The sequence below is a fragment of the Verrucosispora sp. WMMA2044 genome (genome assembly GCF_027497155.1).
Lineage (GTDB): Bacteria > Actinomycetota > Actinomycetes > Mycobacteriales > Micromonosporaceae > Micromonospora > Micromonospora palythoicola.
This window is the reverse complement of record NZ_CP114913.1, coordinates 4,072,178-4,093,932: the sequence shown is the minus strand read 5'-3', so window position 1 is coordinate 4,093,932 and position 21,755 is coordinate 4,072,178. Positions and strand designations below refer to the sequence as shown.

At 72.6% G+C, this 21,755-nt stretch carries 21 protein-coding genes; 15 read left to right on the top strand and 6 right to left on the bottom strand.

The window, feature by feature from the left end; all coding sequences use genetic code 11:
• Positions 1 to 10: 10 nt before the first annotated feature.
• Both O3597_RS18605 and O3597_RS18600 read right to left on the bottom strand, forming a co-directional pair.
• Positions 11 to 631, bottom strand: coding sequence for a DUF3515 family protein (locus O3597_RS18605; protein ID WP_281601887.1), 621 nt, complete (start codon positions 629 to 631; stop codon positions 11 to 13).
• On the bottom strand, positions 632 to 865 hold the full coding sequence (locus tag O3597_RS18600) for an Lrp/AsnC ligand binding domain-containing protein (RefSeq protein WP_013284547.1): 234 nt from the start codon (positions 863 to 865) through the stop codon (positions 632 to 634). It abuts the gene before it with no gap.
• 211 nt (positions 866 to 1,076) lie between these two features.
• On the opposite strand from O3597_RS18600, the gene O3597_RS18595 reads away from it, so the two are divergent.
• Both O3597_RS18595 and O3597_RS18590 read left to right on the top strand, forming a co-directional pair.
• Positions 1,077 to 2,015, top strand: coding sequence for a thiamine-phosphate kinase (locus O3597_RS18595; RefSeq protein ID WP_281601886.1), 939 nt, complete (start codon positions 1,077 to 1,079; stop codon positions 2,013 to 2,015).
• Between the two features lie 49 nt (positions 2,016 to 2,064).
• Positions 2,065 to 2,526, top strand: coding sequence for a GNAT family N-acetyltransferase (locus O3597_RS18590; RefSeq protein WP_164445732.1), 462 nt, complete (start codon positions 2,065 to 2,067; stop codon positions 2,524 to 2,526).
• A gap of 86 nt (positions 2,527 to 2,612) precedes the next feature.
• Here O3597_RS18590 and rpmB read toward each other — a convergent pair whose 3' ends face one another.
• The gene (rpmB, locus tag O3597_RS18585) at positions 2,613 to 2,804 is read right to left on the bottom strand and encodes a 50S ribosomal protein L28 (RefSeq protein ID WP_093401721.1); all 192 of its coding nucleotides are present in this window, start codon (positions 2,802 to 2,804) and stop codon (positions 2,613 to 2,615) included.
• A 216-nt stretch (positions 2,805 to 3,020) separates the two neighbouring features.
• Between rpmB and O3597_RS18580 the strand changes: the two genes are divergently transcribed.
• Together O3597_RS18580 and recG are read left to right on the top strand one after the other, a co-directional pair.
• The gene (locus O3597_RS18580; RefSeq protein ID WP_281601885.1) at positions 3,021 to 4,622 is read left to right on the top strand and encodes a DAK2 domain-containing protein; all 1,602 of its coding nucleotides are present in this window, start codon (positions 3,021 to 3,023) and stop codon (positions 4,620 to 4,622) included.
• On the top strand, positions 4,619 to 6,823 hold the full coding sequence (gene recG / locus O3597_RS18575) for an ATP-dependent DNA helicase RecG (protein WP_281601884.1): 2,205 nt from the start codon (positions 4,619 to 4,621) through the stop codon (positions 6,821 to 6,823). Before O3597_RS18580 ends, recG begins: the two co-directional genes overlap by 4 nt.
• 160 nt (positions 6,824 to 6,983) lie before the next feature.
• Here recG and O3597_RS18570 read toward each other — a convergent pair whose 3' ends face one another.
• On the bottom strand, positions 6,984 to 8,486 hold the full coding sequence (locus O3597_RS18570; RefSeq protein WP_281601883.1) for a cell wall anchor protein: 1,503 nt from the start codon (positions 8,484 to 8,486) through the stop codon (positions 6,984 to 6,986).
• Positions 8,487 to 8,772: 286 nt separating this feature from the next.
• On the opposite strand from O3597_RS18570, the gene rsmD reads away from it, so the two are divergent.
• The 8 genes from rsmD (at position 8,773) to mutM (ending at position 14,210) form a co-directional block, all read left to right on the top strand.
• Positions 8,773 to 9,336, top strand: coding sequence for a 16S rRNA (guanine(966)-N(2))-methyltransferase RsmD (rsmD, locus tag O3597_RS18565; RefSeq protein WP_164445729.1), 564 nt, complete (start codon positions 8,773 to 8,775; stop codon positions 9,334 to 9,336).
• Entirely contained in the window at positions 9,333 to 9,818 is a 486-nt protein-coding gene (coaD, locus tag O3597_RS18560) for a pantetheine-phosphate adenylyltransferase (RefSeq protein WP_164445728.1), read from the top strand. Before rsmD ends, coaD begins: the two co-directional genes overlap by 4 nt.
• Positions 9,819 to 10,034: 216 nt before the next feature.
• Positions 10,035 to 10,532 carry an ATP synthase F0 subunit B gene (locus O3597_RS18555; protein WP_164445727.1) on the top strand — a complete coding sequence of 166 codons (498 nt, stop codon included), beginning with the start codon at positions 10,035 to 10,037 and terminating at the stop codon, positions 10,530 to 10,532.
• Positions 10,533 to 10,689: 157 nt separating this feature from the next.
• Positions 10,690 to 11,253, top strand: coding sequence for a YceD family protein (locus O3597_RS18550; protein WP_164445726.1), 564 nt, complete (start codon positions 10,690 to 10,692; stop codon positions 11,251 to 11,253).
• 5 nt (positions 11,254 to 11,258) lie between these two features.
• The gene (rpmF, locus tag O3597_RS18545; protein ID WP_091435485.1) at positions 11,259 to 11,432 is read left to right on the top strand and encodes a 50S ribosomal protein L32; all 174 of its coding nucleotides are present in this window, start codon (positions 11,259 to 11,261) and stop codon (positions 11,430 to 11,432) included.
• 129 nt (positions 11,433 to 11,561) lie between these two features.
• Positions 11,562 to 12,515, top strand: coding sequence for a phosphate acyltransferase PlsX (locus O3597_RS18540; RefSeq protein ID WP_281604583.1), 954 nt, complete (start codon positions 11,562 to 11,564; stop codon positions 12,513 to 12,515).
• Complete coding sequence (gene rnc, locus O3597_RS18535; protein WP_164445724.1) at positions 12,512 to 13,366, top strand: ribonuclease III; 855 nt, start codon at positions 12,512 to 12,514, stop codon at positions 13,364 to 13,366. Before O3597_RS18540 ends, rnc begins: the two co-directional genes overlap by 4 nt.
• Entirely contained in the window at positions 13,359 to 14,210 is an 852-nt protein-coding gene (gene mutM, locus O3597_RS18530) for a bifunctional DNA-formamidopyrimidine glycosylase/DNA-(apurinic or apyrimidinic site) lyase (protein WP_164445723.1), read from the top strand. The genes rnc and mutM overlap by 8 nt, the downstream gene beginning before the upstream one ends.
• A gap of 30 nt (positions 14,211 to 14,240) precedes the next feature.
• Here mutM and O3597_RS18525 read toward each other — a convergent pair whose 3' ends face one another.
• Both O3597_RS18525 and O3597_RS18520 read right to left on the bottom strand, forming a co-directional pair.
• Positions 14,241 to 15,083 carry an endo alpha-1,4 polygalactosaminidase gene (locus tag O3597_RS18525; RefSeq protein ID WP_164445722.1) on the bottom strand — a complete coding sequence of 281 codons (843 nt, stop codon included), beginning with the start codon at positions 15,081 to 15,083 and terminating at the stop codon, positions 14,241 to 14,243.
• Between the two features lie 113 nt (positions 15,084 to 15,196).
• Complete coding sequence (locus O3597_RS18520; RefSeq protein WP_281601882.1) at positions 15,197 to 16,507, bottom strand: CAP domain-containing protein; 1,311 nt, start codon at positions 16,505 to 16,507, stop codon at positions 15,197 to 15,199.
• A gap of 371 nt (positions 16,508 to 16,878) precedes the next feature.
• Between O3597_RS18520 and O3597_RS18515 the strand changes: the two genes are divergently transcribed.
• The 3 genes from O3597_RS18515 to O3597_RS18505 all read left to right on the top strand — a co-directional run bounded on the left by O3597_RS18515 (position 16,879) and on the right by O3597_RS18505 (position 21,641).
• Complete coding sequence (locus tag O3597_RS18515) at positions 16,879 to 17,073, top strand: hypothetical protein (RefSeq protein ID WP_093401709.1); 195 nt, start codon at positions 16,879 to 16,881, stop codon at positions 17,071 to 17,073.
• Positions 17,074 to 17,406: 333 nt separating this feature from the next.
• Positions 17,407 to 21,021 carry a chromosome segregation protein SMC gene (smc, locus tag O3597_RS18510; RefSeq protein ID WP_281601881.1) on the top strand — a complete coding sequence of 1,205 codons (3,615 nt, stop codon included), beginning with the start codon at positions 17,407 to 17,409 and terminating at the stop codon, positions 21,019 to 21,021.
• The gene (locus O3597_RS18505) at positions 21,021 to 21,641 is read left to right on the top strand and encodes an HAD-IA family hydrolase (protein ID WP_164445720.1); all 621 of its coding nucleotides are present in this window, start codon (positions 21,021 to 21,023) and stop codon (positions 21,639 to 21,641) included. The genes smc and O3597_RS18505 overlap by 1 nt, the downstream gene beginning before the upstream one ends.
• The last annotated feature ends 114 nt before the right edge of the window (positions 21,642 to 21,755 follow it).

The following is a 21,755-nucleotide window of genomic DNA, read 5'->3' as shown; positions in this document are numbered from 1 at the left end:
CCCCGGGGCGTCAGGAGGTGCAGCCGGACGGTGCCGTGCCGGAGGACCGGATCGACTCGACGATGGTGGCGGAGACCGGGGAGGCCCACTGCAACGCCTCGCCGTGGAAGTTCGGTACCCGCAGGGTCACCGCCGTCTCCCGGTCGACCGTGGTCAACTCCGTCGCGTCAGGCCCCTCCACCGCGTACCAGCAGACCGAGTTGACCAGGTAGAGGTGGTCGTCGGGCCGCACCTGCGGCTCGGTACCACCACAGGCCACCGTGACCGCCGGGTCGCCGTACGCGGCGTTCTGCTCGGGACCGGCGCTCACCGGTCGTTGCGGCAGGTCGCGGATCGAGTCGGGCAGTTGCGACAACAGGGCACGGCAGACGACGGTCGGGCGCTCGCCGAGTTGGGGAGCGGCCATCTCGACCGGCGCGGTGGAGATCGGGCCGGGTGTGCTCGCCGACGGCTGCGGCGCGGCGGCCGGCTCCTCCGGCGAGAGACTGTTCAGCGCGAGCGCGCCCACCAGCAGGGTCACCGGCAGCGCCACCGCGGTGGCGATCAGCGCCGCGCTGCGGTTGGTCCGGTCGGGTGCCTTCGCGTCCGGCCGGTCGACCTGGGCGACAGGGGAGTTCGAGTGCTCGTCCACTTACAGGCGCACCACCGAACACGTGAGCGTGCGGGTGATGCCGGGCACCATCTGCACCTTGCTGACGATGAGCTTGCCGAGCTCGTCGACGGTGTTCGCCTCGGTGAGCACGACCACGTCGTACGGCCCGGTGACCGCGTCGACGCGGACCACGCCGGCGAGGTCCGCGATGAGACCGGCCACGTCACGTGCCCGGCCGACCTCTGTCTGGATGAGGATGTACGCCTGTACCACGCTCGACCTCCCTCCGTCGCCGCCGGCAAGGCGGCCCGAAGGGAGAAAGTACCTTACGGACCAGGGCTGATCCCGATCGGTGGCCAAGGAGAAGCAGTGAGCGAGCGTAGCGAGCGAGCCATCAGGCTCAGGGCGGTGGTGCCTCACGGCGGTACGCAGCGGAGCGGAGTTCCGTCGTGAGCGAGCGCAGCGAGCGCGGGGGAGTGTCGTGGTGAGCGTCGCGGGTGTCGGCGAGTTCGGGCTGATCGACCGGGTGACCGCCCGGTTGTCGTACGGCGCGACGGTGCTGCTCGGCCCGGGGGACGACGCGGCGGTGGTCGCCGCGCCGGACGCCCGGGTGGTCGCCACCACCGACGTGCTGGTCGAGGGACGGCACTTCCGCCGCGACTGGTCCGGCGCACACGACATCGGTCGGCGGGCGGCGGCGGCGAACCTAGCCGACGTGGCGGCCATGGGGGCCGAGCCGACGGCCCTGCTGGTGGCCCTCTGCGTACCCGCCGACATGGAGACCGGATGGATGGAGCAGCTCGCCGACGGTCTCGGCGCCGAGGCGGCCGGGGTCGGGGCCAGCGTGGTGGGCGGGGACATGTCGGCCAGCCCCACGCTCACCATCGCGGTCACCGCGCTCGGTGACCTGGGCGGTCGGTCACCGGTCACCCGGGCCGGTGCCCGACCCGGTGACCTGCTCGCCCTGGCCGGTCGCACCGGGTACGCGGCGGCCGGGTTCACCGTGCTCTCCCGTGGTTTCCGGACGCCCCGGCTGCTGGTCGAGGCGTATCGACGGCCGGAGGTGCCCTACCGGGCCGGACCGCAGGCAGCCCGGCTCGGCGCCACCGCCATGATCGACGTCTCGGACGGGCTGCTCGCCGACCTGGGGCACGTGGCGAAGGCCAGCGGGGTGGGCGTCGACATCACCCGGGACGCCTTCGAGGTGCCGCCGCAGATGCGCGACGCCGCGCAGGCGCTCGGCGTCGACCCGTACGCCTGGCTGCTGGCCGGTGGCGACGACCACGCGCTGGCGGCGACCTTTCCCCCGGCGACGGCCCTGCCAGCGGGCTGGCGGGCGATCGGTCGGGTGACCGAGGGTGCCGGCGTGACCGTGGACGGCCGACCGTTCGACGGCCCGCCCGGTTGGGACCATTTTCGCTGACCATCGGCCACCCGGCGGGGTGCCGCCGGTCGCGTCGTACCCTGCACGGGTGCCCGAAATTGAGATCCACATGGTGCCGTTCGACTCTCCGGTGGCCCAGCGGTTGATCACTGCGACCCTGGCCGATCTGGGCGCCCGCTACGGCGGCAGCGGCGACGAGACCCCGGTCGACGCGAGTGAGTTCGTACCGCCGGCCGGGGCGTTCCTGGTCGCCCGGATCGACGGGCAGCCGGTGGGCTGCGGCGGCTGGCGCAGCCACGGCGACCAGGCCGCCGAGGTGAAGCGGATGTACACCGCGCCGCAGGCGCGGGGGCGGGGGGTGGCCCGCACGGTGCTGGCGGCCATCGAACGCTCGGCCCGGGAAAACGGCCGCCGACGGATCATCCTGGAGTGCGGTGACCGCCAGCCCGAGGCGATCGCGTTGTACAAGGCGGCCGGCTACGAGCGGATCCCCAACTTCGGCTTCTACGCCGACGAGCCCGGCTGCCTGTCGTTCGGCCGCACGCTCTGAGCCCCCGGCTCCCGCGGACACGACGACACCGGCGGGCCCGTCGGGGCCCGCCGGTGTGACGGTCGTGATGTCCGGGTGCTACCGCGTCAGGCGCGGGCGACCTTGCCGGCCTTGATGCAGGACGTGCAGACCTTCAGCTTCTTGGTCGTGCCGCCACCGGCCGGGGTGCGCACCGACTGGATGTTCGGGTTCCAGCGGCGGTTGGTCCGCCGGTGCGAGTGGGACACGTTGTGGCCGAAGCCCGGCCCCTTGCCACAGACGTCGCACACGCTAGCCACGGGATACTCCTGGGATTGAAACGTTCATGAAGTCGGCACCAGGCGCAGCCCGGGCAACCTGGCCAGGGTACCCGATGGGGGAACCGCCCGCCCAACCGGGCTCGGCCACCGAGACGGCTCGGCATCCGACGCGGGCAGCACCATGCCGGGAAACCCGACCGGGGCGCACCCACCCGGTGCCGGGCGAGTGTCAGCGTACGCCAGTAGGCTGCCACCGTGCTGGACACCCTCGACGCCGCCGCCGTGCGCCGCTGGTGCGCCAGCGGCCTGGCCGCGCTCAAGCGGCATCAGGGTGAGATCGACGAGCTGAACGTCTACCCGGTGCCCGACGGTGACACCGGCACCAACCTGGTGCTCACCCTCACCTCCGCACACCAGGCGCTCGCGATGGATCTCGACACCCACGCCGACGGCGTCGCGACCGCGCACGGGCACGCGTTGCGCCTGATGGCCCGGGGTGCCCTGCTGGGCGCGCGGGGCAACTCGGGGGTGATCCTGTCGCAGATCCTGCGCGGCCTCGCCGACGCGCTGGCCGCCGCCCCGCAGGTACGGGGCCGGGAGCTGGCGGCGGCGCTGCGCGAGGCGACCGACGCGGCGTACACGGCGGTGGCCCGCCCGGTCGAGGGCACCCTGCTCTCGGTGGTCTCGGCCGCGGCCGACGCGGCCGAGCGGGCCGGCAGCGACGAGCTGCGCGTGGTGGCCCGGGCGGCGGCCGACGCCGCGGCCGGCGCGCTGGCCCGTACCCCCGAGCAGTTGCCGGCGCTGGCCCGGGCCGGGGTGGTCGACGCCGGTGGGCAGGGGCTGTGCCTGCTGCTCGACGCGCTGGTCGAGGTGGTGGCGGGGGACAGCCCGGTGCGGCCGGCGCCCAGCTTCTCGGCGGTGCGGCCGCCGGTCACCGTCGCGCGGGAGACCGGCTCGACCGAGTACGCCTACGAGGTGCAGTTCCTGCTCGACGCCGAGCCCGCCGCGGTGCAGCGGATGCGGGCCACCCTCGCCGGCCTCGGCGATTCCCTGGTGGTCGTCGGTGACCACGGCACCTGGCAGGTCCATGTGCACGTCAACGACGTCGGCGCGGCGATCGAGGCGGGCGTGGTGGCCGGCCGCCCGCACCAGATCGCGGTGACCCGCTTCGCCGACCAACCGGAGCCCGTACCGCCCCGGTCGTCCGAGGGGCGGGCCGCCGTGGTGGTGGCCGCGGGTGCCGGGATCGCCGAGCTGCTCGCCGCCGAGGGAGCGGTGGTGGTGCCCGGTGATCCGTCGACCGGTGAACTGCTCGACGCGGTACGCGCCACCGGCGCGGCCCGTGTGGTGGTGCTGCCCAACGACCCGGCCGCGCAGGCGGTGGCGAACCAGGTCGTCGAGGAGGCGCACCGGCTGGGGGTGGAGGTGGCCGTGGTGCCGACCCGCTCACCGGTGCAGGCGCTGGCGGCGCTGGCCGTACGCGATCCGGGGCGTCGCTTCGCCGACGACGTGATCGCGATGGCCGAGGCGGCCGGCGCCTGCCGGTACGCCGAGGTGTGCCGGGCCGGCCGGGACGCGCTCACCGTCGCCGGCCCGTGCCACGCCGGTGACGTGCTCGCCCTGGTCGAGGGGGAGGTGAACCTGATCGGCGTCGACCTGGTGGACACCTGCGTCGCACTTGTCGACCGGATGCTCGGCGGTGGTGGCGAGCTGGTCACCCTGCTCGTCGGCGCCGACGCCCCCGACGGGCTGCTCGACGCGGTGCGCACGCACATCACGGCCCGCTGGCCCTTCGTCGAGGTGCAGGCGTACCCGGGTGGGCAACCGCACCATCCGTTGCTGGTCGGTGTCGAATGACCGCCGAGCCGTCCGATCTGGACACCCCGCTGAAGAAGCTGGTCGGTGAGAAGACCGCCAAGGCGTTGGGCGGCCACCTCGACCTGCACACCGCGGGTGATCTGATCTACCACTTCCCCCGCCGCTACGACGAGCGTGGCGAGCACACCGACATCCGCGCGTTGGACGTCGGCGAGCAGGTCACCGTGCTGGCCCAGGTGCAGCGCACCGCCGTACGCCCGATGCGGCAGCGGCGGGGCAACCTGCTGGAGGTCACCGTCGGCGACGGCTCCGGTGGCAGCCTCACCCTCACCTTCTTCGGCAACCAGGCGTGGCGCGAACGGGAGCTACGGCCGGGCCGGTGGGGGCTGTTCGCCGGGAAGGTCACCGAGTTCCGCGGCCGGCGGCAGCTCAACGGGCCGGAGTACGTCCTGCTCGGGGAACAGACCGACAGCGAGGCGGCGGCCAGCGAGCAGATCGAGGAGTTCGCCGGGGCACTCATTCCGGTCTATCCGGCCGCGGCGGCGGTGCCCACCTGGGTGATCGCCCGCTGCGTCCGGGTGGTGCTGGACACGGTGGCCCCGCCGGAGGATCCGTTGCCGGCGACGGTGCGGGCCGGTCGGAACCTGGTCGGCCTGGGCACCGCGCTACGGGAGATCCACCGGCCGTCCAGTCGGGAGGAGCTGTACCGGGCCCGTCGGCGGCTGAAGTGGGACGAGGCGTTCGCCGTGCAGGTGACCCTGGTCCGCCGCAAGCGGGACGCCGCCGCGTCGCCCGCGCGCCCCCGTCCGGGGCGACCGGGTGGCCTGCTCGACGTCTTCGACGCCCGGTTGCCGTACGAGCTGACCGCCGGGCAGCGTGACGTCGGTGTCGAGATCGCCGCCGACCTCGCGACCGGTCACCCGATGCACCGGCTGTTGCAGGGCGAGGTCGGCTCCGGCAAGACCGTGGTGGCGCTGCGGGCCATGCTCCAGGTGGTCGACGCGGGCGGGCAGGCCGCGTTGCTGGCCCCCACCGAGGTGCTCGCCGCCCAGCACCACCGGGGCATGCTCGATCTGCTCGGCCCGCTCGCCCAGGCCGGTGAGCTGGGCGCCGCCGAGCACGCCACCCGGGTGGAACTGGTCACCGGCTCGCTGGGCGCGGCGGCGCGGCGGCGGGCGCTGGCCGAGGTCGCCAGCGGCGCGGCCGGCATCGTGCTCGGCACCCACGCGCTGCTCTACGAGGGGGTCGACTTCGCCGACCTGGGTCTGGTCGTGGTCGACGAACAGCACCGGTTCGGCGTTGAGCAGCGCGACGCGTTGCGGGCCAAGGCGGAGCAGCCGCCGCACGTACTGGTGATGACCGCCACCCCGATCCCTCGTACGGTGGCCATGACGGTCTACGGCGACCTGGAGATCTCCACCCTGTCCCAGTTGCCGCGCGGTCGTTCGCCGATCGCCTCGCACGTCGTGCCGGCCGCGGAGAAGCCGGCCTTCCTCGACCGTGCCTGGCGGCGGCTGCGGGAGGAGGTCACCGCCGGCCACCAGGCGTACGTGGTCTGTCCTCGGATCGGGGATTCGACGTCGGGGGCCGAGGAGGAGCCGCCGGCGGTCGACGACTCGGAACGTCGGCCACCGCTGGCGGTGACCGACGTCGCGCCGTTGCTGGCCGACGGGCCGCTGCACGGGCTGCGGATCGGGGTCCTGCACGGTCGGCTGCCGGCCGACGAGAAGGACGCGGTGATGCGGTCCTTCGCCGCCGGAGAGCTGGACGTGCTGGTGGCCACCACGGTGGTCGAGGTGGGGGTGGACGTCCCCAACGCGACGATGATGGTGGTGCTGGACGCCGACCGGTTCGGCGTCTCGCAGCTGCACCAGTTGCGTGGCCGGGTGGGCCGGGGCAGCGCACCCGGGCTCTGCCTGCTGGTGACCGAGGCGGCCGAAGGCAGCGGGGCACGGGAGCGGCTGGACGCCGTCGCCTCCACCACCGACGGCTTCAAGCTCGCCGAGCTGGACCTGGAACAGCGGCGGGAGGGGGACGTGCTGGGCGCCACCCAGTCCGGCCGTCGTTCGCACCTGCGCCTGCTGTCGTTGCTGCGCGACGCGGACCTGATCCGGGACGCGCGGGCGGAGGCGATCGCGTTGGTCGAGGAGGATCCGGCGCTGGCCCGGCATCCGGCGCTCGCCGCCTCGGTGGCCGCGCTGGTCGACGCCGACCGCGCCGAGTACCTCGAAAAGGGCTGACCGTCCGTTGGTGGTCGACGCCACGGTCGTGCGCCGGTCGGCAGCGCCCTCAGGCTTCGACAGGTCGGCCGGTCGGAGGACCTGCGCTGAAACGTGAACCGCCCCGGTGCCCATATGGGCGACCGGGGCGGTTCAGATCAATTCAGTTGGCCGGCTCGGCTCAGGCGGTGAAGTGGATCCGCCGCCGCCGCGCCATCACGAACAGGACCGCGCCCAGCGCCAGCAGGGCGATCGCGCCCGCGGCGATGCCGCCGGCCGCCGCGCCGGTCACCGGCAGGCCCGGCGGCTCCTCGCCGCCGCCACCGCCACCGCAGCCCTCAGGCGCGTAGACGACCTCAAGCTCCAGGCCCAGCTCCGGCAGGACGACCAGCGCCGCCTCCTCGTCACCGGCCGGGAAGGTGACCTTCTCCGACGAGCCCGGGGCGACGGTACGGGTCTCGGTCTTGTCGCCGTAGGTGAACTCCACCTTGACCGGCATGCCGCCCTCCGGGTTCGACGCGGTCAGCCCGAAGGTCTCGCAGTCCGCGTCGGTGGTCACCGTCGGCAGCGGGCAGTCCTCGGGACGCTCCCAGGAGTACGTGCCGTTCTCGATGACCTCGCCGTCGACCAGCACCTCGATCTTGCCGGCGTTCTCGGCGGGCACCACGGTCTCGTTGTCGGCCTTGCCCGGCGCGACGGTGACGGTCTTGGACCAGCCGTTCTCGCCCCGGACCTCGAACTCGACCGGGTACTTCGAGATCGAACCGTCGTTGCTCAGCGAGACGGTGACGCTGCCGTCGCAGGCGGAGGCGAAGGTGGACGCCGGGGTGGTGCAGTTCTTGCTGCCGCCGTTGTACCAGCCCTTCGGGCCCGACGAGCGGTTGCCGGGAGCAGCGTTCTCGCCCAGCTTCTTCGAGCCGTAGCGCGGACCGTCCTCGACCAGCGGGTCGATGACCTCGTCGACGCCGCCCCAGATCAGGTCGACCTGGGTGTGGCAGTCCGGGACACCGACGTTCAGCTCGATCTCGTTCTGGCCGGCGCCGAGGAAGTCGCTGTCCGGCTCGCCGTAGACGTACTGCGGGGTGGCGAACTGCGGGCGCGGGGCGAAGTACGACACCAGGGTGAAGTACTGCTTCTCCTCGCCGCACAGCGGCAGGTCGCCCTCCAGCTTGACCGTCGCCGTGCCCTTCGGGCCGTCGAAGGTGTGGCTGTACTTCGCCTCGCTGGCGTCGACGCACTTCGGCGCCGGCGTGCACGCACCGTCGGCGGCGAGGTTGATGGTGCCCTCGTTGGTCCTCTCCCGCCGGTTGTCCCAGCGGCCCTCGACGATGAGCTTGGCGCTGGCGGTGTCGCCCGGAACGCGCTGTACGGCCTGGACCGAGCCGTTCCGGGGGATCGCCACGCCCTGCAGGTCGACAGGGTCGGCACCCGGCACGAGTACCTGGACCGGAGTCGACGGCTCGGCGGTCACCTTCTTGACCGTGGCGGCAGTCCTGCGCTCGCTGTTGGCCACCGTCCACGTGATCACCCGCTCACCGCTGAGCTGGTCGCAGACGACGGTGGCGGTGATGGTGGTGTGGTGTGCGGCGGCGGGGGTGGCCACCGCCGCCGCTCCGGTCAGGCCGATGAGGGCGGCTGCCAGGACAGCCAGCGGCCGCCGGAGCGACAGCTTGGGTCGGATCACGCGTACTCCCGGGGTAAAGAAGCGTCAGGGTCGGCGCGGGCGGGACGGACGGCGCTGGCGGCACGTGCCGCGCCTGAGAGGGTGCCTCCCGTGCCGATGACCGGCGGCCATGACGCCGGCACCGGGCAGACCCTAGCGAGATCGTGAGAAACGAAACAGCCCTCAGGGAAGCTTAAGTGAGATGTTATGAATGTGAGATCATTGATCCACCCACGGTGATCAAGCGGGGGCCGCCCGCTCCGATTCTGGTCTCGCGTAGCGTCACGAAGGTGAGCAGGAGCGAGCGATGACCCGCATCGTCGCGGGCAGCCTCGGCGGTCGGCGGATCGCCGCCCCGCCCGGTGCCGGCACCCGACCCACCTCCGACCGGGTACGTGAGGCGTTGTTCAGTGCGGTCGAGGCCGAGATGGACCTCGACGGTGCCCGCTTCGCCGACCTCTACGCCGGCTCGGGCGCGGTCGGCCTGGAGGCGCTGTCGCGGGGCGCTGGGCACGTACTGCTTGTCGAGTCCGACCCGCGCGCCGCCCGGGTGATCCGGGAGAACCTGACGGCGCTGCGGGTCGGCGCCTCGGCCCGGCTGGTCGCCGGCAAGGTCGCCACCGTCCTGGCCGCCGCCGTGGCGGGCGAGCCGTACGACGTCGTCTTCGCCGATCCGCCGTACGCGCTGCCGGACGACAGCGTCCGCACGATGCTCGCCGCTCTGGTCGACGGCGGATGGCTGGCGCCGGAGGCGGTGGTGGTGGTGGAGCGGTCCAGCCGTGGCGCACCGGTCGAGTGGGTGGAAGGCATCACTGGCCAGCGCAGTCGCCGGTACGGCGAGACCACCCTTTGGTACGGTCGCCGATCATGAGACGTGCGGTGTGTCCCGGATCGTTCGACCCGGTCACCAACGGTCACCTCGACATCATCGGCCGGGCCAGCCGGCTGTTCGACGAGGTGATCGTCGGCGTACTGGTCAACCAGTCGAAGAGCGGCCTGTTCACCGTCGAGGAGCGGATCGAGATGCTCCGTGAGGTGACCGCCTCCTACGGCAACGTGCGGGTGGCGTCCTTCCGGGGCCTGCTCGTGGACTTCTGCCGGGCGCAGCGGGCGACCGTGCTGATCAAGGGACTGCGGGCGGTCAGCGACTTCGACTACGAGTTGCAGATGGCGCAGATGAACATCGGTCTCGCCGGGGTCGAGACGCTGTTCATGCCGACCAACCCGCTCTACTCCTTCCTCTCGTCGAGCCTGGTGAAGGACGTGGCCAAGTGGGGCGGCGACGTCACCCCCCACGTCCCCGACGTGGTCCGCGACGCCCTCAAGGCCCGCCTGGTCCCCCCACCACCCTGACCAGCTCTCGATCGTGCCGTTCTGGTCGCCGCTGTGCCGCTTCTACCGCGGTTTGCCGGGACGGAACGGGCGAGATCGCGAGGTGGGGTGGTGCGACACGCCCGGGGAGGGGTCGGTGCGGGGTTGGTACGGGACGACATCATTGGGTGAAGCGGGAAATCGGCCGCAGCCCGCATGATGTAGGTCGGCCCGACGAATGACAGGAGTGAGGTACCGGTGGACCCGCTCGACCGCATCGACGAACTGATCAACATCGTGGAGCAGGCGCGCTCCGTGCCGATGTCGCGCAACAACTGCATGGTCGACCGGAGTGAGATGATCGGGGCCCTCGACGAACTGCGCGAAGGGCTTCCGGCCGACCTGCGCCGCGCCGCTGCCCTGCTGGAGGAGCGGGACAAGATCATGGAGGCCGGCAAGCGGGAGGCCGACCGCATCATCAGCGAGGGTGAGGCGGAACACGCCCGCCTGGTCTCGGTGAACGAGATCACCGTCTCCGCCGAGCACGAGGGTGCCCGGATCATCGCCGAGGCGCGGGCGGAGGCGCAGCGGCTGCGCGAGGAGGTCGACGACTACGTCGACACCGCGCTGGCCAACTTCGAACAGTTCCTCACCCGGGCGCTGGCGTCGATAGAGCGCGGCCGGGACAAGATGCACGCGCTGCGGGAGATCGGCACCTTCGCCGGGGACGAGGCGGAGCGACCGCTGCCCTTCTGATCTCGCACCGCTGCCGCCGAACGGATCGTCCGCCGCCGACCGGACTGCCCGCCACCGCCGGGACCGACCGCCACTGCGGCTGGTCACCCCGGTTCGACGCTGGGGCGTCCGTCCAGGTAACCTCGTTTGTCGGCCTCTCACCGGCCGGAGTCTGACTATGCCCAAGAACTCACCCACTTCACTCGACCCCAGGTCGCCGCTGGTCCTCGACACGAGGGAGCTGCCACGCCGACCTGGTGCTCTGCGTACCGTCGAACGGGTGGTCCCGGCACCGTCGGACCTCGGCGTGGAGTTGATCGGCGTGCCGGAGGGCGCGGACCTCGACCTCGATCTGCGGATGGAGTCGGTGTCCGAGGGTGTGCTCGTCTCGGGGACCGTCAGCGGTCCGATCCGGGGCGAGTGCGGCCGCTGCCTGCGCGAGATCAACGAATCGGTGACGGTGACGATCCAGGAGCTGTACGCGTACGAGAACAGCACCACGGACGCCACCACCGAGGAAGACGAGGTCGGTCGAATGCAGGGAGACCTGATCGACCTGGAACCGGCGTTGCGGGACGCGGTGGTGCTCGCGCTGCCGAACAACCCGCTCTGCCGTCAGGACTGCCCAGGTCTGTGCCCCGAATGCGGGGTGCACCGGGACGATCTGCCGGCCGATCACAGCCACCAGCAGATCGACCCGCGTTGGGCGGGCCTGTCGCAACTGACCCGTACAGAGGAGTAAGAACCGTGGCCGTCCCCAAGCGCAAGATGTCGCGCAGCAACACCCGGTCCCGCCGGGCGAACTGGAAGGCCGCGGCGGTCGCGACCGTCGCCTGCCCGCAGTGCAAGTCCGCGAAGCTGCCGCACGCCGCCTGCTCGGTCTGCGGCACCTACAACGGCCGCCAGGTCCTTGAGGTCTGACCCGGACGGCGCGTGACGTCCCCGACCACAGGTCGGGTGACGCACACCCCCCGGCGGTCGTCCGCAACTCCGGCCGACGCCGGCCGGCCCAGGCCGGTCGGCGTCGAGACGGAGTCGGGCGTCGCACGGATCGCCGTTGACCTCCTCGGCGGGGACGACGCTCCCGCCGTCGTGGTGGACGGCGCTCTGCGGGCGGTGCGCGACGACCCGGACCTGCACCTGCTTCTCGTCGGGCCGACCCGGGTCGCCGGCGCGTTGATCGACGCCCTGGACCCGGCGCAACGGGACCGGATCACGGTCCGACCGACCCACTCCGTGGTCGACATGGCCGACGACCCCAGCGCGGCGCGTGCCGACACCACCGTCCGGGCGGCCGTGGCGGCCGTTCGTGCCGGTTACGCCGACGCGTTGGTCTCCGCGGGGTCCACCGGTGCGACCGTCACCGCCGCCGCCCTCGTCCTCGGTCGCTGGCCCGATGTGCGGCGCCCCGCCCTCGCCGCCGCGCTGCCCGCCGTCTCCGGCACCGTCGTCCTGCTCGACGTGGGTGGTTCGTTGGAGCCGAGCCCGGCGACCCTCGCCCGCAACGCCGCCCTCGGTGCCGCCTACGCCTCGGTCGCCTACGGCATCACCGCGCCCCGGGTGGGGCTGCTCTCCGTGGGCACCGAAGCCGGCAAGGGTGACCGGGCTCGCCGGCTCACCGACCCCATGCTCGGCGCGGCGGCGCTGCCCGGTGATGCCCGCTACGTCGGGCTCGTCGAGGGCTACGACGTCTGCCTCGGCACCAGCGCCGACGTGGTGGTCACCGACGGATTCACCGGTAACGTGCTGCTCAAAGCCATCGAAGGCGCGTACGCCATGGCCGGCGGGAACCCGCCCGGCGGCGGCGCGCCCCGGGCCGCCGCGCTGCTCGGCGTGGCCGGCACCGTCGTCGTCTGCCACGGCGCCGCCCGCGCCGACGACATCGCCTCCGGCATCGCCCTGGCCGCCCACCTCTGGCGGCGCGACGCCACCGAGCGGGTCGCCGCGCTGCTCGGCGGGGACCGCACCGATCGCACGACCGACACCGAGGTACGCACATCATGAGCAACGACAAGCGCCGGCGACCCGAGATCGGCCACCTGGAGGCCGCCTTCGGCGTCTCGCTGGACCCGGAGCTACTGGAACGCGCGCTGACCCACCGTTCGTACGCGTACGAGAACGGCGGCCTGCCCACAAACGAGCGGCTGGAGTTCCTCGGCGACTCGGTGCTGGGTGTGGTGATCACGACTGCGCTCTTCGAGAACCATCCGGACCTGCCGGAGGGCCAACTGGCGAAGCTGCGCGCCAGCGTGGTCAACATGCGTGCCCTCGCCGACGTGGCGCGCGGCCTGGGCCCGGACGGGCTCGGCCCCTACCTGCTGCTCGGCAAGGGCGAGGAGACCACCGGCGGTCGGGACAAGGCCAGCATCCTCGCCGACACCCTCGAGGCGCTGCTCGGCGCGATCTACCTCCAGTACGGCCTGGACACCGCCGCCATCGTCATCCACCGGTTGTTCGACCCGCTGATGGCCGAGTCCGCCGGCCGGGGTGCCGCGCTGGACTGGAAGACGAGCCTCCAGGAACTCACCGCCGCACTCGGCCTCGGCGTTCCGGAGTACCGGATCGAGGGGACCGGGCCGGACCACCTGAAGACCTTCACCGCGTGGGTGGTGGTGGCCGGCAACCGGTACGGCGGTGCCGACGGGCGGAGCAAGAAGGAAGCCGAGCAGCGGGCGGCGGAGTCGGCGTGGCGGACCCTCACCGAGCAGGCGGAGAAAGCCGCCGAGCAGGTGGAGAAGACCGCTGACCAGGCCGGGACGGCCGCCGACGGCTCGGTCGACGGCCAGGTCAACGGGACGGTGGACGGCCAGCGGGAGCTGGTCGACGAGGTCGAGGCCCAGGCGCACCATGCCTGAGCTGCCGGAGGTGGAGACCGTCCGGCAGGGCCTGTCCCGCTGGGTCACCGGCCGTCGGATCCACTCGGTGGAGGTACGCCACCCCCGGGCGGTCCGTCGCCACGTGCCCGGCGGCGCGCACTTCGCCGACGTGCTGGCCGGCCGGAAGGTACTCGACGTCCGTCGACGCGGGAAGTATCTCTGGCTGCCGCTGGACAGCGGGGACGCCGTCGTCGGGCATCTCGGGATGTCCGGGCAACTGCTGCTGCAACCGGCGGAGGCGCCCGACGAGACGCACCTGCGGGTCCGGTTCCGTTTCGACGACGGCGGCCCCGAGCTGCGCTTCGTCGACCAGCGCACGTTCGGCGGGCTGGCGGTGAGCGAGGGCGGCGGCACGCTGCCGGCGGAGATCGCCCACATCGCCCGCGATCCGCTTGATCCGGAGTTCTCCGACGCGGAGTTCGTGGCCGCGCTGCGTCGGCGGCGTACCGAGGTCAAGCGGGCGCTGCTCGACCAGAGCCTGATCTCCGGCGTGGGCAACATCTACGCCGACGAGGCGCTGTGGCGGGCCGGGCTGCACGGCACCCGGTCCACCGACGCGCTCACCGGCCCGGCCGCCCACCGGCTGCTCGCGCACGTGCGGGACGTCCTCGGTGAGGCGATCACCGCGGGTGGCACCAGCTTCGACGCCCTCTACGTGAACGTCAACGGCGAGAGTGGCTACTTCGACCGATCGTTGAACGCGTACGGGCGCGAGGGGCAGCCCTGCCGTCGCTGCGGCGCACCGATCCGCCGCGAGGCCTTCATGAACCGCTCGTCGTACAGCTGCCCCCGCTGCCAACCGCGCCCCCGCTCGCGCCGCTGACCTCGCCCTCTGCCGGGGCCGGACGTGTGGTCAGGGGGCCGGGCAGGGGAGGCGCCAGGCGTCCAGGGAGCGGTTCTTACGGATCGAGGCGAAGCCGTAGCCGACGCTTGTGACACAGAAGTCGATGGTGGCACCGGTGTACTCGACGTGGAACACCGGTTTGCCGGCGTCGGCGAAGGGCAGCAACTTGTCGCACCGGTCCAGCCGTACGCACTCCTCGTTGACGGCGAAGTCGAAGTCCGGTGCCAGCGCGGCGACCTGCGGCAGATTGTTGAGCAGCCCGGGGGAGAGGTCCAGCGAGCGGGCCAGCGCGGCGACCTCACGGTTGAACGTCAACTGGTCGTCGAACTCCAGCGCGAAGCCGGAGCGCTTGTCGTAGCCGTCGGCGTCGGCGAACACCACCGCGCCGAAACCCTTTCCACGACAGAGCCGGAACCGGTCGGCCAGCACCGGCCGCAGGACGTCCCACCGGCGTACGTCGAGCCAGACGCGCCCGGTCCGCGCCGTCGTCGCGCCGCGGACGCGAGCCGGGTAGCGGCTGGCGTCGGGGTCGGTCGGGTGCACCGAACCGATGTGCACCTGGCAAACCAGCCGACGGTCCCGGGAACGTAGCTCGCTGGTCTGCGCGGCGGTGGTGTCGACCGGGTCGAGGACGAAAACGTCCGCCTCGACGTCCGGATCGAGCACCCCGTCCAGCTGCCACTGCCACTGCCAGTGCCGCGCCGAGGTGGTCGGCCAACTGGTCGGTGCCCCGGGCGGGGTGAGGTCAGGCCGGCAGGCGGCAGCCGTGAGGAGCAGCGTGAACGTCAGGCCGGCCGGCAGCGCCCGGCGGTGCACCCACCGGGCCGGTCGCCCGCCCAGGCCGAACCGCATCGCCAGCTCCGCAGGTCGCGGGGCGGCGTCGGGCCGCCCGAGCCCGGTACGCCGGGTCCCGGCGTACCCACCCGGTCAAACGAGCACGGACCCGACAAGGATTCGCGGCCGACTCAGCGCGGTGCGGCGAAGACCTGCGTCCAGTACGGGCCGTTGCTGCGCGCCACGCCGACGCCGATCTCGGTGAAGGCGCAGTTGAGGATGTTGGCACGGTGTCCGTCGCTGTTCATCCAGGCGTCCATGACCGCCGCGGGCGTCCGCTGGTTCCACGCGACGTTCTCGCCATAGGTACGCCAGGCGTAGTCGACCCGGTCGATCCGGTCGCCGGGATCGCTACCGTCGCTGCCGGTGTGCGACATGTTCTGGTGGTCGGCCTGGTCCTGGCTGTGCCGCTGGGCTGCGGTCATCAACTTGTCGTCGATGCTCAGCGCGCCGCAGCCGGCCTTCGCCCGTTCGGCGTTGACCAGCTTGACCACCTCGGCCGCCTCGGCGGTGACGCCGTCGGAGGGCGACGGGCTGGTCGAGGCGGCCCGGCTCGGACTGCCCTGGCGGTCGGTGCCGAGCCGGGAGGGGGCCGTGCTCCGCGAGGGCGCGGGCCTGGGCCGGCTGGTCCGGCTCGGTGACGGTGCTGCCGTGGCGGTGCTCGGTGAGGCGCTGGGGCTGGGACTGGCGCTCGGGCTGGTGCTCTCGGGCAGGTCGAGCGTGAGCGCCGGATCCTCCTCCGGCGCGGCGGGGGCGCTGGCGACCGGTTCCTGGCCCGCCGTCGTGTTGGTCGGAGCGTCGTCACCGGGTAGCGCGAGGGCGGCGACGCCGATGCTCACCACGAGCGTGGCGGCCGCGGCGGCACCTCCCATCACCAGGGGGCGCGGCAGTCGGCGGGACCGACGGGTCGCGGCGGTCGGCTCCAGCGCCGGCTCGTCGACACCGGCCAGTTCCCGGTGCCCGGTCTGCGGCGGGCCGTAGTGCGGGCTTACGACCGGTTCGGCGTACGCGCCGGCCCGGTCGGTGTACCCGACGGCCTGATCGGTGTAGCAGTCGGGCCGATCATCGTAGGCGTACGCGCTCTCCTGCGGCGCGGCGTGGTGCACGGGCCAGTCGGTGGCGGTGGGCTCGTCGTCGCGGTGGTGCCGTCCGGTCTGCTGGTGCGGCGCGCCGGAGGCGTCGTACCAGTCCTGCTCCGTTGTCGGGTACGGCTGCTCCGCCTGCCGGTACGTCTCCGTCACCGGGTGCTCGGCAGCGTCGGACCGCCACTGCTCGGTCGGCTGGTCGCGGTACCACCCGTCGGACGGCTCCACCGGATCGTCGCCGAACAGGTAGGACGACCGTGGCGCCGGCCGGTCGGTCAACCAGGCCGGATCGTCGGTCGGCGGTTCCGCTCGCCACGGGGTGCGCTCCGGGTCGATCGGATCATTCCAGCCGTGCACGCCTGTCGCCTCCACGGGTCAGTTACGGGCCGGGGTGACGCTACGTGTTGTGTCTGAGCAGCGGCAATCTGGCTAAGGAAGAGTTAAGAGGAGCCGGTACGTCTGGGTGAGGTGTTCGATGATTCCGCAGCGTAGAGTCGGGGTGTCCGGACAGAGCGTGTCCGCGCCTGGTGGCAGCCTCCCGCGAGGGGTGTGGCCGACGCCTAGATGATCTACGGCCTGCGAGAACTTGACGAAGCAGGGGCTGTCGGCTCAATATGGTGTTGTCGCCAGTCGCGCCCGGTCATGCCCAGAAATTGTGGGAATGGTAGTCGCGTTCACATGGGCGCGCGTTGGCCGGCCTCTCCGGCAGCGCACATCAAGGAGTAAAAATGGCGAAGGCCCTCTACGGCCACGTAGGTGCGGCGCCCGACCGGCGCCTGCTCGACGAGGTCACCCGACTGCGTGCCAGGGTTCAGTCACTGGAGTTCGAGGTCACGCGGCTGCGCGCCGAGAACGATCGGCTCGCGGCGGCTGCGGCGGAGGCGGACGATCTGCTCCGTCTGGCCGAGCCCGCGCTGACCTGATCCACCTGGTCGCCGCACAAGCGGCCGAACCCACCTGGTCGCCGCGCAAGCGGCCGAACTCACCTGGTCGCACGAGAGCGACCGCCGCAACCGGTCGCCACAACTGAATAGCACCACCGCACCTAGCGCGCCGACACCCTGTGCCGGCGCGCAGCTCTGTGCGTGCTCGATCGCCCCCGGCCACGGGGTGTGCAGTCGGGTCCGGCCGGTGTCCGACGGCCGGGCAGGCGGGTCGCGTGGCGTGCTCCACCCGGTCCCGGGTTAGTCTGCGGGTTTACCAGGGTCCGCGCAGCCGGGCGACGGTACGGCGGCCACCGGACGAGGATCGAGAAGGTGTATCTCAAGAGCCTGACGGTGAAGGGCTTCAAGTCCTTCGCCTCCGCGACGACGCTCAAGCTGGAACCGGGCATCACCTGCGTGGTGGGCCCGAACGGCTCGGGCAAGTCCAACGTCGTCGACGCCATCGCCTGGGTACTCGGCGAGCAGGGCGCCAAGGCGTTGCGCGGCGGCAAGATGGAGGACGTCATCTTCGCCGGTACCGCCGGGCGGGCCCCGCTGGGCCGGGCCGAGGTGACCCTCACCATCGACAACACCGACGGTGCCCTGCCGATCGAGTACACCGAGGTCTCCATCACTCGCCGGATGTTCCGCTCCGGCGAGAGCGAATACGAGATCAACGGCGACTCGTGCCGGCTGCTCGACATCCAGGAACTGCTGTCCGACTCCGGCATCGGCCGCGAGATGCACATCATCGTCGGGCAGGGCCGGCTCGACGGGATGCTGCACGCCAAGCCGGAGGACCGGCGGGCGTTCATCGAGGAGGCGGCCGGCGTCCTCAAGCACCGCAAGCGCAAGGAAAAGGCGCTGCGCAAGCTCGACGCGATGCAGACCAACCTGAACCGGCTCACCGACCTCACCGCCGAACTGCGCCGACAGCTCAAACCTCTCGGCCGGCAGGCCGAGGTGGCCCGCCGGGCCGCCGTCATCCAGGCCAACCTGCGCGACGCCCGGCTGCGGTTGCTCGCCGATGACCTGGCCACCCTGCGGACCACGCTGGACAAGGAGATCGCGGACGAGACCGCGCTCCGGCAGCGACGCGAGCAGGTCGAGGCCGAGCACGCCGAGGTGCAGTCCCGCCTGGGCGAACTGGAGGAGGCGTTGGCCTCTGACGCCCCGCTGCTGGCCGCCGCCCAGGACACCTGGTACAAGCTCTCCGCCTTGCAGGAACGGTTCCGCTCGATCGAGCAGCTCGCCGTCGAACGACTGCGGCATCTGACCGCCACGCCGGACGACGAGCGCCCGGGGCGGGACCCGGAACAGCTGGAGGCCGAGGCCGAGCGGGTCCGCGAGCAGGAGGAGGAACTGCGCGCGGCGCTCACCGACGACCAGGTCCGGCTCGCCGAGGCGGTCGAGCACCGCCAGGAGTTGGAGCGGCAGCTCGCCGCCGCCGAGCGGGAACTCGTCGCTGCGGCGAAGGCGATCGCCGACCGGCGGGAGGGCCTGGCCCGGCTGACCGGACAGGTGAACTCCGCCCGGGCGCGCACCACCAGCGCCGGCGAGGAGATCGAGCGGCTCGCCGCCGCGCACACCGACGCGATGGCCCGCGCCGAGCGGGCCCAGGCCGAGCTGGACGCGGTCGCCGAGCAGTCCACCGAGGCCGACCGCGACAACGCCGACCTGGACGCCCGGCACGCGGAGGCCGTCGCCGCCCAGGAGCAGGCACAGGCCACGGTCCGGTCGCTGTCGGACGCGGAGCGGGCAGCGGAGAAGGACGCCGCGACCTGGAAGGCGCGGGAGGAGGCGCTCGCCCTCGGCCTGCGCCGCAAGGACGGTGCCGGCGCCCTCTTGGCCCGCGCCGACCAGGTGCCCGGTCTGCTGGGCGGCCTCGCCGGGCTGCTCTCGGTGGCGCCGGGCCACGAGGCGGCGCTCGCCGCGGCGCTCGGTGGGCTGGCCGACGCGGTCGCGGTGACCGGCGTCGACGAGGCCGTCGAGGCGATGCGCCTACTGAAGATCTCCGACGCCGGACGTGCCGGGCTGCTCGTCGGCAGCCCCGCCGGGCCGGGGATGTCCGGTTCGGCCGACGCGTTGCGCCCGAAACTGCCCGACGGCGCCCACTGGGCACCCGACCTGGTCGACTGCGACGACCAGATCCGGCCCGCGGTGCACCGGGCACTGCGGGACGTGGTGCTGGTGGCGGACCTGTCGGCCGCCGCCGAGGTGGTCACCGGCAATCCCGAACTACGGGCGGTCACCCGGGAGGGTGACGTCGTCGGCGCGTACGCGGCGGCCGGCGGGTCGGCCAAGGCGCCCAGCTACATCGAGGTCCAGGCGGCCGTCGAGGAGGCCCGGGCCAGTCGGCTGGCGGCCGAGCGGACCAGCGCCGAGCTGCGCGAACAGCTGGTCGAGGCACGCGCCGAGGTGGCCACCGCCAAGGAGGCGGTGCAGCACGCCGCAGCGGCCAAACGGGAGGCCGAGAGCCACCGCAACGCCGCGGCACGACGGCTGGCCGAGCTGGGTGCCGCCGCGCGGTCGGCGAAGGCGGAGACCGATCGCCTCGGCGAGTCCCGAGCGCGCGCCGAGGCGGCCCGAGAGCGGGATCTGACCACCCTGGCCGAGCTGGAGGAGCGGCTGCGGTTGGCGGAGGCGACCCCGATCGACGCGGAACCCTCCACCGAGGAACGCGACCAGTTCGCCGCCATGGTGCCGCAGGCCCGGCAGAACGAGATGGAGGTCCGACTCGCGGTGCGTACCGCCGAGGAGCGGGTCGCCTCCATCGCCGGGCGGGCCGATTCGCTGCGCCGGCAGGCCGGTGCCGAACGGGCGGCCCGGGAGCGGGCGGCGGCCCGACGCGCGGCGCGGACCCGGGGCGCCGCCATCGCCCGCGCGGTGGCCGGTGGCGCGCGGACGGCGTTGACCCAGCTGACCAGCAGCATCGCCCGGGCCGAGGAGCACCGCGACGCGGTGGCGCGGGAACGGGCCACCCGCGAGGCGGAGCTGCAGGAGGTGCGGGCCGCCGCGAAACGGTTCGGTGCGGAACTGGAACGGCTGACCAGCCAGGTGCACCGGGACGAGGTCGCCCGCGCCGAGCAACGGCTGCGCATCGAGCAGTTGGAGGCCAAGGCCGCCGAGGACTTCGGCCTGACGGTGGAGACCCTGGTCGCCGAGTACGGCCCGAGTCAGCTGGTGCCGCCCACCGAGGCCGAGGTGGCCGCCGCCGAGCGGGATGAGCTGCCGGTTCCCGAACCGGTCCGCTACGAACGCCCGGTGCAGGAGAAGCGGGCCGCCAAGGCGGAACGGGAACTGGCCCTGCTGGGCAAGGTCAACCCACTCGCCCTCGAGGAGTTCGCGGCGCTGGAGGAGCGGTACAAGTTCCTCTCCGAGCAGTTGGAGGACCTCAAGGCGACCCGACGGGACCTGCTCACCGTGGTCAAGGACGTCGACGACCGGATCCTCGAGGTCTTCGCCAGCGCCTTCGCCGACACCGCGCGAGAGTTCGAGCAGGTCTTCACCGTGTTGTTCCCCGGTGGCGAGGGCCGGTTGATCCTCACCGACCCGGACGACCTGCTGACCACCGGCGTCGAGGTCGAGGCCCGCCCGCCGGGCAAGAAGATCAAACGACTGTCGCTGCTCTCCGGCGGCGAGCGGTCGCTGACCGCGGTCGCGATGCTGGTGGCGATCTTCCGGGCCCGGCCGAGCCCGTTCTACATCATGGACGAGGTGGAGGCGGCCCTCGACGACGTGAACCTGGGCCGGCTGATCACCCTGCTGGCGCAGCTACGGGAGAAGAGCCAGCTGATGGTCATCACGCACCAGAAGCGGACCATGGAGATCGCCGACGCGCTCTACGGTGTGACGATGCGCGGCGGGGTCACCCAGGTGATCAGTCAACGGCTCAACCGGGCCGACGGGGATGACGAGCGGCAGGGCCGCGGCGAGGAGAACGGGTAGTGGCTCGGGAACGCGCGACGGCGCTCCTGGTGGACTTCGACGGTGTGCTGCGGCGCTGGGATCCGGCGGTCGCCGCCGCCGTCGAGCGGGAGTACGGCCTCTCCGCCGGTGTGCTCGGCGAGATCGCCATGCAGTGGGGGCGGCTGCAACCGGTGCTCACCGGCCAGGTCAGCCACGCCGACTGGATGACGAGCGTGGCCGACGCGCTCACCCCGTCGGTCGGTGACGCCGGGCGGGCGCGGGCGGCGGTGGCCCAGTGGCAGCGCTATCGCGGTGAGGTCGACCCGGAGGTGCTCGCGTTCGTCCGCGAGGCGAGATCCGCCGGCATCCGGGTCGGGCTCGGCACCAACGCCACCGACCTGCTCGACGCCGACCTGGCCGCGCTCGACCTGATCGGCGAGCTGGACGTGGTGGTCAACTCCTCGGTCATCGGGGTGCACAAGCCGGCACCCGAGTACTTCCAGGCCGCCTGTGCGGCGCTGGACACGCCGCCGGCCCGGGTGCTCTTCGTCGACGACGAGGATCGGGCGATAAGTGGCGCCCGGGCGGCCGGGCTGTCCGCGTACCGCTGGAACGGCCCGGCCGACCTGCGCTATCTGCGGGCCGCGCTGGCCGCCTGATCCGGCTCCGACCTCGGTCGCTCACTTTGCGCGCCCGGGTCGCGGCACGTGGCGGTGTCCCGCCGACGGGTGACCGCGACATGCCGCAACCCGCGCCAACCAGCCACGCTCTCC